Source organism: Providencia sp. PROV061, from assembly GCF_011045655.1.
Taxonomy (GTDB): Bacteria; Pseudomonadota; Gammaproteobacteria; order Enterobacterales; family Enterobacteriaceae; genus Providencia; species Providencia hangzhouensis.
In genome coordinates, this window is sequence record NZ_CP042861.1 from 1,218,620 (window position 1) to 1,238,043 (window position 19,424).

Below are 19,424 nucleotides of genomic sequence, written 5' to 3' on the forward strand. Positions count from 1 at the left end.
AACAAAATTCATCGTAGAATTAATTAAAAGGTATAACTAACAAATAGTTATACCTTTTGTGCAAATGATTAAGCGAGCTTAGCTAAAATTGCAGTGATCATCAGGGAAGATTGACGGGCAGCAACAGGTAAAAACTCATCAAAGCTCGTGTGGGATTCTTTATCTGCAACATCTGAAATGGCACGAACGACGACAAATGGAATGCCAAATTGGTGACATACTTGACCAATCGCGGTGGCTTCCATTTCTACTGCCGCAACTTGTGGGAACATCGCTTTGATGCGCGCCAGTGGCTCAGCACCATTAATAAAAGCATCACCGCTACAGACTAATCCACGAACAGCGTTCATATCCAATAACTTAATGCACTGCTCAGCAACTTCAATTAACTTAGTATCAGCAACGAAAGCTGGCGGACACTGTGCCATTTGGCCGGGTTCATAACCGAATGCGGTCACATCAGCATCATGATAACGAACTTCTGTAGAAACCACGATATCGCCGACGTTTAAACGAGGGTCTAAACCACCTGCGGAACCTGTGTTAATCACGACATCTGGTTGGCAATGTTCTAATAATAGCGTTGTACCGATTGCGGCTGCGACTTTTCCAATACCTGATTTCAATAACGCAACGTCAACGCCATTAATTTGGCCTGTATAAATCTCACAGCCAGCACGGTTAATAGTTTGGCAGTTTTCAATTTGTGAGCGCAAAATCGCCACTTCCTGTTCCATGGCGCCAATTATTCCAACTTTCATTTTGTCTCCTTTTCCCTGCACAATTTGCACTATTAATGTCAATATAGTGTCAATATTTTGACTAGGGACGATAATGTTTTATTGTGTTATTGCTGCATTCTTCGAGTGGGTTCGCAATTTTAATTGCAACAACTCGAATTTTGACAACGAAATTACAAAGATGCACGAAGTGTAACATTGAAAGGTGAGTCGTGAAGGTTTTTTCCTGTATTTAGGCTATATAATGAAACATCAATCGAAATAGGGAAGGTGGCAGAGTGGGTGAGATTAATTTTGTTAAGAAGCTAAACTTTCAGCGTAACTACATGAGCAGTGCGAAAAACCAAAAAATTTCATCTAAAGATGAAGATGCGGTTAATCGCTTATTTGAAAGTGACCGTGGGCGGATTATCAATTCAGCAGCCATTCGCCGCTTACAACAAAAAACACAAGTTTTTCCCTTAGAGCAAAACGCAGCAGTGCGTAGCCGATTAACTCACTCACTAGAGGTTCAGCAGGTTGGCCGTTACATCAGTAAAACGGTTTTAGGTGAATTAAAAAAGAAAAAATTACTGGAGTCCTATGGGCTAGATGAACGTTGTGATGCGTTTGAAAGCTTAGTCGAAATGGCTTGTTTAATGCATGATATCGGTAATCCACCATTTGGGCACTTTGGTGAGGCCGCAATTCAACAGTGGTTTACCAAGTTACTGTCGCCAAGTTACTTATATACACCCAATTCCCCTGACCCATGCCAAATACCGGCATTACAGTTAACTGGAAATGAAAAGCAAGATTTATTCCGCCGTCAATTAAAGCAGGATTTATGCTCATTTGAAGGTAATGCGCAAGGGCTGCGCATGGCGCATCGATTACTCAAACTAAACTTAACCTATGCACAAATTGGTTCTATCTTAAAATATACGCGTGGAGCTTATGATTTGGAGCCAATTCCCCCTGAGTTTGATTATTTGATGAAAAAACCAGGCTATTATTGGTCAGAGGTGGACTTTGTCAGTGAGTTAACCAAAAAACTCGATATGGAGAAATACTGCCGTTTCCCTCTGTCCTATATTATGGAAGCGGCTGATGATATTTCATATTGTATTGCTGATTTAGATGATGCCGCGGAAAAAGGCATTTTTACTGTTGAGCAGTTGATTGAGTACTTAAAAGCAGAGTGGGGTGATATTGAACAAAATGATTTGTTCGATCAAACTGTCATGCGAGCTTTCAATAATATCAGTGACAACCACACAAGGCGTATTCAGCAAGATCAGTTCTTTATGTATTTGCGCGTGAATATTACAGGGAAGTTGTCTCATTACAGTGCACTGCAGTTTATTAAAAATCTGCCTGAAATTTATAATGGCACTTTTAACAGCGCTTTGTTAGAAGATAAAAGCCCAGAACATAGATTACTGAAAGTATTGAAAACAGTGGCTTTTAAACATGTATTTAACCACCATGAAGTTGAAGAGTTAGAGTTGCAAGGCTACCGAATTATCAGTGGGTTATTAGATTTTTATAGCCCATTACTGATGATGAATAGAAGGGATTTTGCTGAGCTCGTTGAAAAAAATTACCACAAGCACTTTTTCATTGAAACGAGATTGTTCCATAAATTATCTAATAAGCATCGCTTATCTTACACGGAAGCACTTGAGAAAATTTCTGCAACGAATGAAGCAGATAAATCTATTCTGGAGTTTTATTATCGAGCTCGTTTGATTCAAGACTATATTAGTGGTATGACAGACCACTATGCCTATGAAGAATATCGTAAATTTATGGTTAGTAACTAATATAATAATTGAATGACATAATAAAAATGGAAAAGTAGTCAATCAAATGATAGGAAAAACAGGTATAATGGGACTGGCCGTTTTTCTGAATTAATTAGCGAAAAAAGCAACGCATTAAAATTGAAAATCCGGCGATCATGATTTTTATAACTTAATACTCTGTAGTGACTACTTTATGGCTCAATTTTACTCTCCTAATCGCCGTACCACTTCACGCCGTCAAATCACGGTTGTAGCTGATAGCCTTGATGCTGCAGGGCAAGGTGTTGCCCGTATCGAAGGAAAAACCATTTTTGTAACAGGTTTATTGCCTGGAGAAGAAGCACAAATTGAATTGACGGAAGAGAAGCGGCATTTTGCTAAAGGGAAGGTGACTAAACGCTTGAGCACTAGCCCACAAAGAGTAAAACCACGGTGCCGTTATTTTAACCAATGTGGAGGGTGCCAACAGCAACATGTTGACATTGCACTGCAAAGAGAAAGCAAAGCTCATGCTTTAGCTTACTTGATGCAGCGCGAAACATCGCTAGATATATCCGTTCCCACGGTGATTAGTGGTGAGCCATATGGTTACCGCCGTCGAGCTCGATTAGGTCTACAGTATCAGCCTAAAAGTAAAAATGTCGTTATGGGGTTTCGTCAATCTCAATCTAACACATTGGTTGATATAAAAAATTGTCCTATCTTGTCCCCTGATTTGGATATCTTACTAAAACCACTTTCTGAATGTATTAACCAGCTCAGTAATAAATCGAAACTGGGCCATGTAGAACTTATTCGTGCAGACAATTGTAAAATTGTATTGATTCGTTACTTAACCCCTTTTTCGTTATCAGATACCCAAAAGTTAAGCGATTTTGAAAATCAGCACGGAGTGTCTATCTGGTTAGCGGGTAATGATGAAAACTTACAGGCTCTGTCACCAAATTCGCCACAACCTGAATATCAAGTTGCAGGGGAAATACTAAAATTTAATCCGTTAAATTTTATTCAAGTGAATGGGCAAGTTAACCAGCAGATGGTAGAACAAGCTTTAGCATGGTTAGATCTAAACAGTGAAGATAGGGTATTAGATCTTTTTTGTGGAATGGGTAACTTTACATTGCCAATTGCACGGTTAGTGACATCTGTTGTGGGTGTTGAGGGTGTGGAAAATTTAGTCGAACAGGCACGAAACAATGCACAGCTCAATACTATTTGTAATGCGACATTCTATAATGAAAACTTAGAAGCCCAGATACACACACAACCTTGGGCAGTTCATGGCTTTAATAAAGTGTTATTAGACCCAGCTAGGGCTGGAGCTGCTGGTGTTATAGAACATTTAATTAAACTGATGCCAGAAAAAATTGTCTATGTTTCATGTAACCCCACAACATTGGCAAGAGATAGCAAAGCTTTACTCGATGGGGGCTATCAATTATTACAGTTGCGGATGCTAGATATGTTTCCGCAAACTAGCCATTTAGAGTCAATGGCGTTATTTATCCGTCGCCCAGAGGTTTAATAGGTAGGGAGAATATATGGTTGCAGTAAGAAGTGCGCATCTTACCCCAGCAGGTGAGTTTGCCCCAGAAAAGTGGGTTAACGGCCTGGGATTGAGCAATAAACAATCAGAAGAAAAGCTCATCCATACCTGGCAATATTGTCACGATAAATTAGCCGGACAAGAAATCGCCCCTCTGTTGCTGTGGCGCGGTATTGAAATGACCGAGATCCTATCGACATTAAGTATGGATATCGGCAGCTTACAAGCGGCTTTGCTTTTCCCCTTAGTGGAAGAAGGGAAGTTAGAAGAACAAGAAGTTATTGAGGAATTTGGCAAATCCATTCACGAACTTGTTAAAGGCGTGCTGGAAATGGATGCGATCCGCCAACTCAAAGCAACACAATCAAGCGAAACCAGCTCGACACAAGTCGATAATATTCGTCGTATGCTACTGTCAATGGTAGAGGATTTCCGCTGCGTTGTTATTAAGTTAGCGGAACGAATTGCTCATTTACGTGAAGTCAAAGATGCAACGGAAGATGAGCGCGTCTTAGCTGCAAAAGAGTGTTCAAATATTTATGCTCCTTTAGCAAATCGCCTAGGAATTGGGCAGTTAAAATGGGAGTTAGAAGACTTTTGTTTTCGTTATTTGCATCCCGATGAATATAAGAAAATTGCAAAGCTCCTCCATGAACGTCGTATTGACCGTGAAGAGTACATAGATACTTTCGTAACAACCTTACGTAAGTACATGTTAAAAGAGAATATTCAAGCAGATATCTATGGCCGACCTAAGCATATTTACAGTATTTGGCGTAAAATGCAGAAAAAATCATTGGCATTTGATGAACTGTTTGATGTGCGAGCGGTGCGTATTGTCGTTGAACGCTTGCAGGATTGTTATGCTGCATTAGGAATTGTTCATACCCATTTTCGCCACCTTCCTGATGAGTTTGATGACTATGTGGCGAATCCAAAGCCTAATGGTTATCAATCGATTCATACAGTGGTATTAGGGCCAAACGGCAAAACACTTGAAATTCAAATTCGTACCCGTCAAATGCATGAAGATGCAGAGCTGGGGGTTGCGGCGCATTGGAAATACAAAGAAGGCGCGACTGGCATTGGCAAAGGAAGTAGCTACGAAAACCGTATTGCGTGGTTACGTAAGCTGATTGCATGGCAAGAAGAAATGGCAGATTCTGGCGAAATGCTAGATGAAGTTCGTAGCCAAGTGTTTGATGACAGAGTGTATGTTTTTACCCCAAAAGGGGATGTGGTGGATTTGCCAGCAGGCTCGACGCCGCTTGATTTCGCTTATCACATTCACAGTGATGTCGGCCATCGTTGTATTGGTGCAAAAATAGGTGGGCGTATTGTTCCATTTAGCTATCAATTACAAATGGGTGACCAAATTGAAATTATCACTCAAAAGCATCCAAACCCAAGCCGTGACTGGTTAAATCCTAACTTAGGGTATGTAACAACCAGCCGTGGACGAGCCAAAATCCAAAATTGGTTCCGTAAACAAGATAGAGATAAAAACATTCTCGCAGGGCGCCAAATTCTTGATAGCGAATTATCGCAGCTTGATATCAGCCTCCGAGAGGCCGAAAAACTGCTAATCGCGCGCTATAATGTTCACTCATTGGATGAAGTTTTAGCAGGAATTGGTGGTGGTGATATTCGTATCAACCAATTAGTGAATTTCCTGCAAAGCAAATTTAACAAAGCCACCGCAGAAGAAGAAGACCGCGCGGCAATGAAGACATTAGAAAGTAAGTCTTCACTCCCAAGAGCACCATCCCATGGTAGTGGTCGAGTGGTGGTTGAAGGGGTTGGTAACCTAATGCACCATATTGCACGTTGTTGCCAGCCAATTCCAGGGGATGAAATTGTCGGTTTTATCACGAAAGGACGAGGTATTTCTATTCACAGTGCGGATTGCGAACAATTAGCTGAGCTGCAAAGTCATGCGCCAGAACGTGTGATAGATGCAGTTTGGGGAGAAAACTATTCCAGTGGTTATTCTCTCGTGGTTAGAGTTGTCGCCAATGACCGTAGTGGTCTACTACGTGATATCACGACAATATTAGCTAATGAGAAGGTTAATGTGCTTGGCGTCAGTAGCCGCAGCGATGTGAAGCAGCAATTGGCAACGATAGATATGACAATTGAGCTGTATAATATTGAGGTGCTGAGCCGGGTGTTAGCAAAATTAAATCAGTTGCCGGATGTTATTGAGGCAAAACGCCATTCCCAGTGATTTTCTTCATATTTTGAGTTGTAGGGGTGTTGGCTGCACTTAGCTACTCGGGTCACATACTTATGTATGCTCCCCGAGATATCTTCGCTTGCCGCCTACCTACAACTCAAACTATTTTGAAAATCAGTACTGTTATATTGTCAGTGGTTTTCTCCATATTTTGAACCGCAGCGTTGTTGGCTGCGCGCTCTCATCTTAGTCACATACCGATGTATGCTCCTACATTTTCTTCATATTTTGAGCCGCAGCGTTGTTGGCTGCGTGCTCCCACCTTAGTCACATACTGATGTATGTTCCTACATTTTCTTCATATTTTGAGCTGCAGCGTTGTTGGCTGCGCGCTCTCATCTTAGTCACATACCGATGTATGCTCCTACATTTTCTTCATATTTTGAGCCGCAGCGTTGTTGGTTGCGTGCTCTCACCTTAGTCACATACTGATGTATGCTCTTAGGGGCTCGTTTACTTGCCACCTAGCTGCAATTCAAACTATTTTGAAAATAATTTTTTGCAAATATTCAATAATCTTTTCTTTGTTTTTTCTTTTGTTGGGAAAAATTTGTTGATTTGCCTTTATATCTGGTAAGTTTGAGATAAAGATGACAATTAGAAACAAAAGAAAATCAAAGGTTAATACAATGAGTCAGGAAAAACCCGAAATCGAGCGCTTATTATCCATTATGGCACAGCTGCGTGACCCACAAACAGGTTGCCCATGGGATAAAGTACAGACATTTAAAACTATTGCACCTTATACACTTGAGGAAACCTATGAGGTGCTTGATGCGATAGAACGTGAAGATTTTAACGACTTAAAAGGTGAGCTGGGCGACTTATTGTTCCAAGTGGTTTTCTATGCGCAAATGGCGAATGAAAAATCATTGTTTGATTTTAATGATATTTGCCAAGCAGTGAGCGATAAGCTTGAACATCGTCACCCACATATTTTTGATACAAATAGCACATTGAGCAGCTCGGAAGTGATTGAGGGGTGGGAAAAACGAAAAGCAAAAGAGCGAGCTGAAAAATCGCAGTTTTCTGTGCTAGATGATATCCCGAATTCGCTCCCAGCACTAATGAAAGCCTATAAAATTCAAAAGCGTTGTGCTTCGGTCGGTTTTGACTGGGATACGTTAGGCCCTGTTGTGGGTAAGGTTCATGAAGAACTTGAAGAGGTGATGGAAGAAGCCACACAGGTGGTTGTTGACCAAACTCACCTAGAAGAAGAAATCGGCGATTTATTGTTTGCCGTAGTGAATTTATCTCGCCATTTAGGTCATAAACCTGAAATAGCGTTGCAAAAAGCTTGCAACAAATTTGAAGGCCGTTTTCGTCAAATCGAAAAAAGCCTAGCGGAAAGTGGCAAAACGACAGAAAGTGCTACACTTGATGAGATGGAAGGGCTTTGGCAGCAGGTTAAGAGTCAAGAATAAAATGGTTCGTCATATTTCGCACTATAGCGTTGTTAGCTGCGTTCGGCTACTCAGGTCACATACTTGTGTATGCTCCCTGAGATATCCTCTCTTGCCGCCTAGCTTTGCTCGTCATATTTCGCACTACAGCGTTGTTGGCTACGTTCGGCTACTCAGGTCACATACTTGTGTATGCTCCCTGAGATATCCTCTCTTGCCGTCTAGCTTTGCTCGTCATATTTCGCACTACAGCGTTGTTAGCTGCGTTCGGCTACTCAGGTCACATACTTGTGTATGCTCCCTGAGATATCCTCTCTTGCCGCCTAGCTGTAGCACGAACTATCTAGAGCATTAATTATATATAGAACGAAGCATCTACAGAAAAATTCGATATGTTCGATATGGTTGGTTTGTTCTAAAATCACCTCATGCAATGGCTCCAAACAAAGCTTCAAAAATAATATGGAGGTTGAAGTTTTCGAAGGTTAAATGTGGAGAGTTAGAGTAAATAGTTATTCAAAATCAAAGTTAGTGCAGAATCGCATTTTTTACACCATACAATGAGCTGAAAGGATTTAGCTTTTGTGTTTGAACTGTGTTAATCTATAAAAATAGATAAAGATGACTAATTTTGAAGCGATAAATATTTTTCGCTTTTAACTTGCTGATAATATTAGAGTATTGATGAAATTTAGCCTTATTATGCTTAGAACATTTGTAGCGAAATTAAGGTTCGGGTATACTGTTTTCCCGTCCTGTTATATCCATCATCTTTTAAACCTAAACTTTCAGGTTCAGCATGAAAACTAATTATATTTTTGTGACCGGCGGGGTCGTATCCTCACTGGGTAAAGGCATTGCCGCAGCCTCTTTGGCGGCTATACTCGAAGCCCGTGGACTCAATGTGACTATTATGAAACTGGATCCCTACATTAACGTAGATCCAGGCACTATGAGCCCAACCCAACACGGGGAAGTTTTCGTTACAGAAGACGGCGCTGAAACTGACTTAGATTTAGGTCACTATGAGCGTTTCATCCGTACTAAAATGACACGTCGTAATAACTTTACGACTGGGCGTGTTTACTCTGAAGTTCTGCGCAAAGAGCGCCGTGGCGACTATTTAGGCGCTACAATTCAAGTTATCCCTCATATCACTAATGAAATTAAAGACCGCATCATCCGTGGTGGTGAAGGCCATGACGTCGTTTTGGTTGAAGTTGGTGGTACAGTTGGTGATATCGAATCATTGCCATTCCTTGAAGCGATTCGTCAAATGGCAGCTGAAGTTGGCCGTGAACGCACATTATATTTGCACTTAACATTAGTGCCATACCTTGCAGCGGCTGGTGAAGTAAAAACTAAGCCAACTCAACATTCTGTGAAAGAATTACTGTCAATTGGTATTCAACCAGATGTGCTGATTTGTCGTTCAGACAGAGTGATCCCAGCAAATGAACGTGCAAAAATCGCATTGTTCTGTAATGTGCCAGAGAAAGCGGTTATTTCTCTCAAAGACGTTGATTCAATTTATAAAATCCCAGCCTTATTGAAATCACAAGGTTTGGATGAATACATCTGTAACCGTTTCCGCATTGATGCGCCAGAAGCTAATTTAGCTGAGTGGGAACAAGTTATTTACGAAGAAGCCAATCCCGCTGGTGAAGTGACTATTGGGATGGTGGGTAAATATGTTGAGTTACCAGATGCGTATAAATCTGTAATTGAAGCATTAAAACACGGTGGCTTGAAAAACCGTTTAACTGTGAACATCAAATTAATTGATTCACAAGATATTGAAACTCGAGGTGTTGAGTTACTAAAAGGTTTAGATGCTATTTTAGTACCAGGCGGCTTTGGCGAGCGTGGTGTTGAAGGGAAAATTCTGACCGCTCAATATGCACGTGAAAACAAGATCCCTTACTTAGGAATTTGTTTGGGTATGCAAGTCGCATTGATTGAATTTGCACGTAATGTTGCCAATATGGCAGATGCAAACTCAACAGAATTTAAAGCGGATTGTAAATTCCCTGTTGTTGCGCTGATTACTGAATGGCGCGACGAAGAGGGTAACCTTGAAGTACGTTCAGAAGAGAGCGATCTTGGTGGAACAATGCGTGTTGGTGGCCAACCATGTCATTTAGTGAATGGTAGCCTTGTACGTGAAATGTATGGTTCAGAAACTATCATTGAACGTCACCGCCACCGTTATGAGGTGAATAATTTACTACTGAAACGTATTGAAGATGCGGGCCTAAAAATTGCAGGTCGTTCAGTGGATAATAAGCTGGTGGAAATTATTGAAAACCCTAATCATCCATGGTTTGTGGCTTGTCAGTTCCACCCAGAGTTCACCTCTACACCAAGAGATGGTCATCCGTTGTTTGCAGGTTTTGTTAAAGCCGCTGGTAAGTACCAGAAAGGTGAGTTGAAATAAGATATGGGGAAGTCGGCGCAGGTGCACCAACTTCCCAAAATTTAACTTGTACTGAGGAAAACCTAATGTCCAAAATTGTTAAAGTGATCGGTCGTGAAATCATTGACTCTCGTGGTAACCCAACTGTAGAAGCTGAAGTTCATTTAGAAGGTGGCTTTGTTGGTTTAGCTGCGGCACCATCAGGTGCGTCAACAGGTTCTCGTGAAGCTCTGGAACTGCGTGACGGTGATAAAGCACGTTTTCTGGGTAAAGGTGTTCTGAAAGCAGTTGCTGCTGTTAATGGTCCAATCGCAGAAGCGCTGATCGGTAAAGATGCTAAAGACCAAGCTAACATCGATAAAATCATGATTGATCTCGATGGCACTGAGAACAAATCTAAATTTGGTGCAAACGCAATTCTCGCTGTATCTTTAGCAAATGCTAAAGCAGCAGCAGCGGCGAAAGGTATGCCTCTGTATGAGCACATCTCTGACTTGAATGGTACTCACGGTCAATACTCTATGCCTCTGCCAATGATGAATATCATCAATGGTGGTGAGCACGCAGATAACAACGTTGATATCCAAGAATTCATGATCCAGCCTGTTGGCGCGCCAACGCTGAAAGAAGCGGTTCGTATGGGTTCTGAAATCTTCCATCACTTAGCAAAAGTACTGAAATCTAAAGGTATGAATACAGCTGTAGGTGATGAAGGTGGTTATGCGCCTAACTTAGAATCAAACGCAGCAGCATTAGCAGCAATTAAAGAAGCGGTTGAGCAAGCTGGTTATGTGTTAGGTAAAGACGTAACACTGGCGATGGACTGTGCAGCATCTGAGTTCTATAACGCAGAAACCGGTAATTATGAGCTGAAAGGCGAAGGCAAAACCTTCACTTCACAAGAGTTCACACATTATTTAGAAGAACTGACTAAACAGTACCCAATCGTATCTATCGAAGATGGTCTGAACGAGTCTGACTGGGATGGTTTCGCATACCAAACTAAAGTTCTTGGTGACAAAATCCAACTGGTTGGTGATGACCTGTTTGTAACTAATACTAAGATCCTAAAAGAAGGTATCGATAAAGGTATAGCTAACTCTATCCTGATCAAATTCAACCAAATCGGTTCTTTAACTGAAACTTTGGCTGCAATTAAAATGGCGAAAGATGCAGGCTATACAGCTGTTATCTCTCACCGCTCAGGTGAAACTGAAGATGCTACTATTGCAGATTTAGCAGTTGGTACAGCGGCAGGCCAAATCAAAACAGGTTCTATGAGCCGTTCTGACCGTGTTGCTAAATATAACCAACTGATTCGCATTGAAGAAGCATTAGGTAAAAATGCACCATTCAATGGCTTAAAAGAAGTTAAAGGCCAAGCATAATTATTTATTGCTTAGCAAGTTAATGAATAGGGAAGCTTAGGCTTCCCTTTTTTTTTTGGGTTATTTATTGTATTAATGCAACAAATATAATTGAATTTTTTTATAAAATTCAATCTGAATTTGTTTTTTGATTATGGTACTAAAGGAGATATTAATTTACAGTCATTATTCATTTTAGATAAATAATTGATTTTTATTCAAAGGAATGAATGCAATGACAGTAAAAAAATATACAGAAGTAATTGAAAATATAAATGAAATTATCAATAAATATACGCTAGATACAAGCGAGTTAATTAAAATCGGCTCAACGACAGAAAAAGTAGATGTAACATTAATTAAACATGATAACTCACGATATGATATTAGTTATTATGATAGCGAGCAGCCTGACCCGTTTGTAATTAAAAGTTATTTACTCAATAATAATAATTATGATGCAACTCATTTATATCCCTCCTATGTAGATATTCCTAAAAAACCATCAGATACGTTTCTCTTATTTACAGGTACTTTAAATAAAAATTCTATTATAGTTACCAATCATGATAAAGATCATTATCGAGTCTATAATGATTGCAGAATGAATAGTTCAATTTTATATGATGATGTTGTTATGTCTGCTGATTATCAAGATTATAAAATAAAAGATGGTACAAATGGTAATGCGACAGCATATATGCAGTTTGTAAATAATGATTGGCAATTAGTCTTGCAAAAACAAGAGGTTAAATATTTTAACGGTGAAAGAAAATCATTTGCAATAGAAGGGAAAAATAGAATATTAAAATATATTCCTAATAATAAAATGGATAGTATAAATAAAAATAAATTTGAAAATACTCGGGAAAATATACATGTCAAAATATTGTCTATAGCAAAGAAATTCAATTGCTTATATGTGGATGAGAAAGGTAATAATATATTTGAAACGGAACGAAAATTAGATAGCGCTAAAGCATGGCATGAGTTTATTACATCTATAAGTATAAAAATAAATAATCATGTAAAAATGTTAAAAAGTTTCCAAGAAGTATGGCAGAAACAACTTCAGGAACTAAATGGGAAAATAAATAAAACAATAGATGATAAAGTTAAAATAAAATCTTTAAAACGAAAATTAGCACAAAGTGATATTCAAATTAGTTTTTATCATAATCATTATAATAGAATACTGTCTGAAGGGAACCAAATAGAAAGAAGTAAGTTATGGTGGGAAATAAAAAAAAGTAAAGGTATGAACGCTGTTGTTAAAAATGAAGAACAATCAATATATGGCGGTATTAATGAATATAAGCAAACAATCAATGAGCGATATGAAAATTTAGTTTTTGTTCATAAAAATTCTAATAAACCTTCATTTAGAAATAGTTTTAGTGAGGGCATGAACGATTTTTCAGAAGTCAATATATCAGGATTAAAGAAGAATATGACTTCACTAGAACTGAAAAAATTATATTTGACTCAAGACCTTAGCCCTATAGAACGAGGGGCTTTATATCAAAGAATTAATAATGTAGGTCACTCAGAATATATAAAATATGTTCTGAATGAAACAGGAAAAGTTAGTGAATTATTTTATTCATTAAATAGCCAAATTAATCGATTAATGCCACAAGATTTTTATTTAACGCTGATAGGGGATGATTCTCGAGGGCGTTGTTACCCTTTGGTTAGAGCTATGTCAGTTGCATTAGCAAAAGATGATCAAAAAGGTGCGGATACTTTATTTAATAAACTTTATATAGCATCAGCAAATCCTAAAGATAATGATTCAATATTAATAAAAACGGCATTGGAGCGATTACATTCGAATGTGGAAGCAATAGAGGCATCATTTTCTCATGGTAGAATTAATATCAAAGAAACACAGAGTTTATTAGAGGCGCAGCAAAAAACAATGATGTTTGCTATTAATAGTCAAAATCACTCGATGCTTATTGGTAAAACTATAAATGATAAAAAATCACACTATTATTTTTATGATCCTAACTTCGGTTTGTTTTCGTTTAATAATAGTAAAGAACTATTTTCAGCATTTAAAAAATTTATGGTAGATAACAAAATGGCTGATTTTTACTCAGCCTTTGGGAGCAATAAAGATCCGGTTTTTGAAGTGATTTCAATTATTACCGATGATATGTCGAGTGTTCCTGTGGGGAATGGGTTAAGTGTAACTCATTTAAGTGAGCCTATTTCACTGAGTTTAATTACTAAACGTGAAAGTAAAACTAGTAGTATCGTTAATAAACAACTTGCTATTCAAAGAGACATTCAATTGAAAGGAACATTGGCTATGTTAGAAGCAGAACAATGGGGATACCGTTTAGAAACTTCTCTTGCCAATTTATCAATGAACTATCAATTTAATAGAAAATGGGTGCCTATATTTTCTACACTGAAAGAGGATGAGAAAGGTAAATATCAACTTCAATTTATAGATTATGATGATCCTGAAAAAAGTCATTGGATTGAAATGGATGATCCGACAATTAAAGAATTTAATCATTACTATGAAAAGCAAGTAGCATTATTTGGGGAAAATTATTTTTTCGATGGTAAAAAAATAAAGCCACAAAAATATATAGATAATAACAGTGAATATAATATCAATGAGCCATCATTCGATGGATTAAATGCAGGAATAGCGATTCAGTCTTTGATGCTATGGTATTCAGATAAAAACCATAATAGAAACGGCATGAAAAATGATAATTTTAACTTAGCATTAGCATTGAAAATACATAGTTATATTAATTATGGGATGATATTTCATGGGGCTCTGAATGATTTAGGTAAAATTGTGGGTATAATTCGTAGTGGGTTAAATGGAAATATTAGCTATGAAGCTAAAAATATTAGTCTGTTTTCTACTTCATTAGCTCAAACAGTAAATGAAGGTGTTACTGTTTTATTTAATGGTGCCTTAGTCGGCTTTGATATATATGAATTGACCTATGCAAAAGATGAACCTCATAAGATTATATTTAGTACACAACTTGCTTTTGATTCTGCGAGTTTTGTCACAGGAGGACTCAGTTTAGGAACCGGTGCTTTAGGAGTAACGGAAGCTTCAGTATTTATGGGGGGAGCAGGGGTTATTTTTGCAGGGTTAAGTATTGGTTTCACTAGTTTGGCGCGTAATTATGCAGTGATAGGAGAAGATGCTAAATCGGTAGGTAGATATTTTTATCAGTTAGACCAAGCATATAAAAATAACGGATATGATTACTTACCTGATAAAAGTATTGTTCTTCCGCGCGCTGGTGCAGTTTTTAAAACAATAGATCTTAGAAATAACCAAATTGAATTTGATAGCCAGTATATCTATAGGACTAGCGCACATTCTGCAGGAGGCGGACGGAAAAATTATATTTTTTGGGCGGGTAATTTCCCTACAATGGTACATGACCGTCAACAGGCAATTAATATTCGTAAAGGTATCGGATATAATATGAGTAGCCGACATTATGGTTATTTAGATGCGCAAATAATTGTCTTACCTATCACTCCAAAATCGTATATTAAATATGATTACAATTTATGGCCAGGAGCAACAACACGTCATGATAGTGGATTTGATGTTATTCGTCGTTTAGAAAATACAGATAAATTCGATTATGATTTTTATATATTTCCAAGTGAAAATACTATCACTCAGATATTTCATGAATATGTAGATACAGAAATCGAAATAAAGTTAAATAATCAGTATAGACATTTGGTTATTCCAAAAATACCCAATGAATGGCATGGGAAAATTAAATATTCGATAAGAGGAAATGGTGGGGTATATAAACTTAGCCCACAAATAGGTGCAGAAATAGAGTTGATAGATGATTCTAATAAGGTATCGCCTTCTCATTGGATAATTAGTAGTGAACTATTAAATAAAAATGACATTATCGTTAAGTCTGAATGTATAGATTTTGGTGGAGTAAAAATAAAATTAGGCCCATCAGTGTCAAAAAAAGACTTTTTATATATCAATAATAATAATGAAACCTATAAAATAGATTTTTTAAAGTTAAGTATAAATTTAATTAGCGAAGATGGAAATAAGTGGGTCGGCCATAAGGAAGATTTATCTAATCATTTAAATAAATTAAATGAACAACATAAAATTATGGGGCAGTACATATTAATTGAAAATTATCAGTTTGGGAATGTTAATGTAGGCCGAGCATTTTATCAGGTTTCTACAGGGAGATATATTTTCACTGACTCATCGGAACAATATACTAAAAATGCTGATCTATTTTCTCCATTAGGGACGGGGGCATGTTTTTATTCAAAAGATAATAATATATTGTGGTTAGTTGATAAGGATAATAAAGTCCAATATATGTATATTATTAATAATAATGCTCAGCGGAATTTTGAATTAACTAAGTTATGGGTTAGTAATGAAAATATTTATTTCTCATGTCGTTATCCTAGTGAAGGAGTTCATGAAGTCGCAAATTATATGATAAATGGAAATGAAATTATATTAGTTAGTGTTTCTATTGATGAGCTGACTCATTATCAGTTATTCGAAGAAAAATCGGTCATACCTAAGGATATTTCAGATGTGATTTTTGGTAAGTATTTATTGTTAATTGATAAAGTAAAAGATAAAAAAACAATATATAGTAAAAGTGTGAAGCTGGCTGATGTCATCCAAATATCAGGAATTGATAAAAATAATAATATATATCATTATTGGTTAAGGGAAAAAGACGGTGTTATTATAAGGCCAACGGTTACTTCATATAAGCTTGCTCTCGATAGCAAAGAATTATTTGAGCCTAAAGATTTAATATTTGTTGGCTTTTTATTAAATAATAATGGGCAAGAAGTATTCTTTTTTTATAGTTATAAAGAAAAGTTAATATATCGACAAGTCGGAGAGAATCCAAATTTCTTTCAAATAGAAAAGCAAGGGATCAAGGAAATAAATATCGAAGATATTGAGAGTGTTATATTTAGTCAAAGTAAAATTTTAATTACTAATAATAATGGCATTGTGAGTCAAGTTAACGCTCAAGGTAATATTCAACCTGTGGCACTAAATAAAAAGTGGTTTGATTTACATCCAACAAGATGGTGGGAAGAATTTGGTAAATTAGAGTCAAATCAAGGAGTATATGCTTTACTTGGATTAAAAATGAGTCATAATCAAGCTATTATTCCCGCTTGGTATGAAAATAAAAGTATTGTTATTGCATACCAATTATCATCACTGAATACATTGCAATATTTAGGAATAGACGAGTACCGTTCAACAGCAATTATTTTTGATATGGAAAATAAGAAACTTTATTGGCAACCAATTGTAAATGAAGCTGCTTTAGTTAAAGCTTTTGATAAAAATAATTTAAAAAATACTTTATCACTACCTTCAATGTATGAGATATACCCAAATATTAAATTTGATACAGTTAAAAAATTAAAAAATGGATTGTTAATGTATACAACTAATGATGAGATTTTATATTATAGTAAGGGAGAGAATAATTTAGATGGTAATAAAGAGGGATTCTCATCATCTTTATTAATTAACGGTGGAAATTCAAGGGATATAATTAACCCGCCAGTTATAAATAATGTAAAAAATATTGTATTAAGTGCGGGAGATAAAGAAGATAGTTATGTTATTTCTAGAGCAGCGTGGCTACATTATCAAGCAATTATCATTGATAATAATGCGAGCGATCGTTTGACAGATACACTTGTTTTACCTGTTGACGATATGAACTCGCTAGCTGTTAATCGCCTAGGAGATGACCTTATCCTGACGGATATAAATACAAATAGCATACTTATTATTAGGCGTATATTTTCTGCTAATGCTCAAGGATATGAACACCTTCAATTGCGATTTTTAAATTCTAACGAAGATATTGGGGTGAAAACTATTGTAGATAATTATTTATTGACTGATGGGCTTATGGTTACTAATACACCGAATGAGTCTGATGAAGAAATACTGTTGGCTCATGACAATCAGTTAGCACAGCTTTCAGCAATGACATCATCATTAAATCATCGTGAAAGCATGATTAGACATCAGGATATAATACAGCCTTCGTTGGTTACTGCGCCTGTTTTAGTGGGATAGAGCAGGTATGAATTAGTTAAGCTAGCTGGACTTTAACTGGCTAGCTTAACTAGTTGTCTAGTTTCATTGGTTGATATTTTAGTTTAAGTTTGTTTTTCATCTATTAATATCATTTATTTAGCTTTGGGGGGGATTAACTGCTGACTGATGTGTTGGCGTATTAGCGCAATTGTTCTGTCGATTGAAACTGTTAATTTATGCGGTTATTTGCCTACAAAATAGAACATTTTCCGGTAGAGATATTAAAAACACAAAAAATTGCGCGGGGTAGATCGCACTTTTAGCTTATCCACATTTTCATCTCAATAAATTAACTCTATATTTCACAGCTTATAAATAATTATTAACAATATGCGCTAAAAATAAACTTGCTTCCAAAGCTATGGAGTAAACATGGACGCTTCAGAATCTTTAACACCATCAGTGAGCCCAACCCCCTCGAATAAACGGGGATGGATAATCTTAGCTGTTGATATCGTACTCTTAATTTTATTACTAAAATATTTACCATTTGATGATAAAGCAAATGCAGGTCTTGCAATGATGGTTTTCATCGGTGTGCTTTGGTTAACTGAAGCTATCCATGTCACCATTACTGCACTGTGTATTCCGATCTTGGCAGTAGGCTTAGGGCTGATGAATACAGGGGATGCATTGAAATCATTTGCAAATCCGATTATTTTCTTATTCTTCGGTGGCTTTGCATTAGCGACGGCTTTACATATCCAAGGCCTTGATAGGCTAATTGCAAATCGCTTACTAATGGCAGCTCGAGGGCGCTTATCAGTCGCGGTATTATTGCTGTTTGGTGTAACAGCGTTACTTTCTATGTGGATTAGTAACACAGCAACAGCTGCAATGATGCTACCACTAGTATTAGGTATATTATCTAATCTCGATGTACGTCATGAACGTAATACTTTCGTGTTTGTACTATTAGGTGTTGCTTATAGTGCAAGTATCGGTGGTTTAGGCACGATTGTAGGTAGCCCTCCAAATGCGATTGCGGCTGCGGCTTTAGGTTTAGATTTCTTATCATGGATGAAATATGGTATTCCAATCATGGTGGTATTACTACCAATGATGTTTGTATTGATGTACATGATGTTACGTCCAAACCTGAAACATCGTTTTCAAATTGAGTTAGAACACGTTGAGTGGAATGGAAAGCGTATTACAGCAATGACGATTTTCCTTTTAGCCGTAGTTTGTTGGATCACGAGTACGTTTATTAGTGATGCATTAGGTGGCGTAAAAGATTTAGATACAATCATTGCGATGAGTGCTGCGATTTTAATTGGTGTAACAGGTGTTGCTAGCTGGTCTCAAATTCAAAAAAATACCGAGTGGGGCGTATTGATGCTGTTTGGTGGTGGTTTAACACTCAGCGCAATTTTAAGTTCTTCTGGGGCAAGTAAGATCATGGCAGACTGGATGCAAATGACATTCGGTGAAAGTCACTGGTTTGTTATTATTCTAGCTGTTACTACCTTTATTATCATTTTGACTGAGTTTACCAGTAATACGGCGAGTGCAGCTTTATTAGTACCAATCTTTGCAACAGTTGCTGAAGCATTAGGTATGCCAGTCATTGTATTAACCATGATTATTGGGATTGGTGCATCCTGTGCGTTTATGTTGCCAGTTGCTACACCGCCAAATGCGATTGTGTTCGGTTCCGGTTATATTAGGCAAATTGAAATGGTACGTGTTGGTGCGGTATTAAACGTGGCTTGTATCCTTGTGATTTCATTGTTTGCTTGGTTTATCTGGATGTAAATTAGGATCAATTCACTTTAACTTAA

General features: G+C 37.3%; 9 protein-coding genes. 8 read left to right on the forward strand and 1 reads right to left on the reverse strand.

Annotated features, from left to right (window positions below; translation table 11 throughout):
• Positions 1–68: 68 nt before the first annotated feature.
• Positions 69–761 carry a 5'-methylthioadenosine/S-adenosylhomocysteine nucleosidase gene (gene mtnN, locus FVA72_RS05480; protein ID WP_036958290.1) on the reverse strand — a complete coding sequence of 231 codons (693 nt, stop codon included), beginning with the start codon at positions 759–761 and terminating at the stop codon, positions 69–71.
• A gap of 257 nt (positions 762–1,018) precedes the next feature.
• On the opposite strand from mtnN, the gene dgt reads away from it, so the two are divergent.
• The 8 genes from dgt (at position 1,019) to FVA72_RS05520 (ending at position 19,398) form a co-directional block, all read left to right on the forward strand.
• Entirely contained in the window at positions 1,019–2,545 is a 1,527-nt protein-coding gene (gene dgt / locus FVA72_RS05485; RefSeq protein ID WP_110592257.1) for a dGTPase, read from the forward strand.
• A gap of 175 nt (positions 2,546–2,720) precedes the next feature.
• Complete coding sequence (rlmD, locus tag FVA72_RS05490; RefSeq protein ID WP_110592256.1) at positions 2,721–4,052, forward strand: 23S rRNA (uracil(1939)-C(5))-methyltransferase RlmD; 1,332 nt, start codon at positions 2,721–2,723, stop codon at positions 4,050–4,052.
• A 16-nt stretch (positions 4,053–4,068) separates the two neighbouring features.
• On the forward strand, positions 4,069–6,300 hold the full coding sequence (relA, locus tag FVA72_RS05495; protein ID WP_094960957.1) for a GTP diphosphokinase: 2,232 nt from the start codon (positions 4,069–4,071) through the stop codon (positions 6,298–6,300).
• Between the two features lie 638 nt (positions 6,301–6,938).
• On the forward strand, positions 6,939–7,733 hold the full coding sequence (gene mazG, locus FVA72_RS05500) for a nucleoside triphosphate pyrophosphohydrolase (RefSeq protein ID WP_110592255.1): 795 nt from the start codon (positions 6,939–6,941) through the stop codon (positions 7,731–7,733).
• Positions 7,734–8,511: 778 nt separating this feature from the next.
• Complete coding sequence (gene pyrG / locus FVA72_RS05505; RefSeq protein WP_004260455.1) at positions 8,512–10,149, forward strand: glutamine hydrolyzing CTP synthase; 1,638 nt, start codon at positions 8,512–8,514, stop codon at positions 10,147–10,149.
• Positions 10,150–10,214: 65 nt separating this feature from the next.
• Positions 10,215–11,516: a phosphopyruvate hydratase gene (gene eno, locus FVA72_RS05510; protein WP_004260453.1), complete on the forward strand. Its 1,302-nt coding sequence runs from the start codon at positions 10,215–10,217 to the stop codon at positions 11,514–11,516.
• 214 nt (positions 11,517–11,730) lie between these two features.
• The gene (locus FVA72_RS05515; protein WP_165119661.1) at positions 11,731–17,619 is read left to right on the forward strand and encodes a TcdA/TcdB pore-forming domain-containing protein; all 5,889 of its coding nucleotides are present in this window, start codon (positions 11,731–11,733) and stop codon (positions 17,617–17,619) included.
• Positions 17,620–18,012: 393 nt separating this feature from the next.
• Positions 18,013–19,398, forward strand: a complete 1,386-nt coding sequence (locus FVA72_RS05520) for an SLC13 family permease (RefSeq protein ID WP_004260445.1) — start codon at positions 18,013–18,015, stop codon at positions 19,396–19,398.
• Positions 19,399–19,424 lie beyond the last annotated feature (26 nt).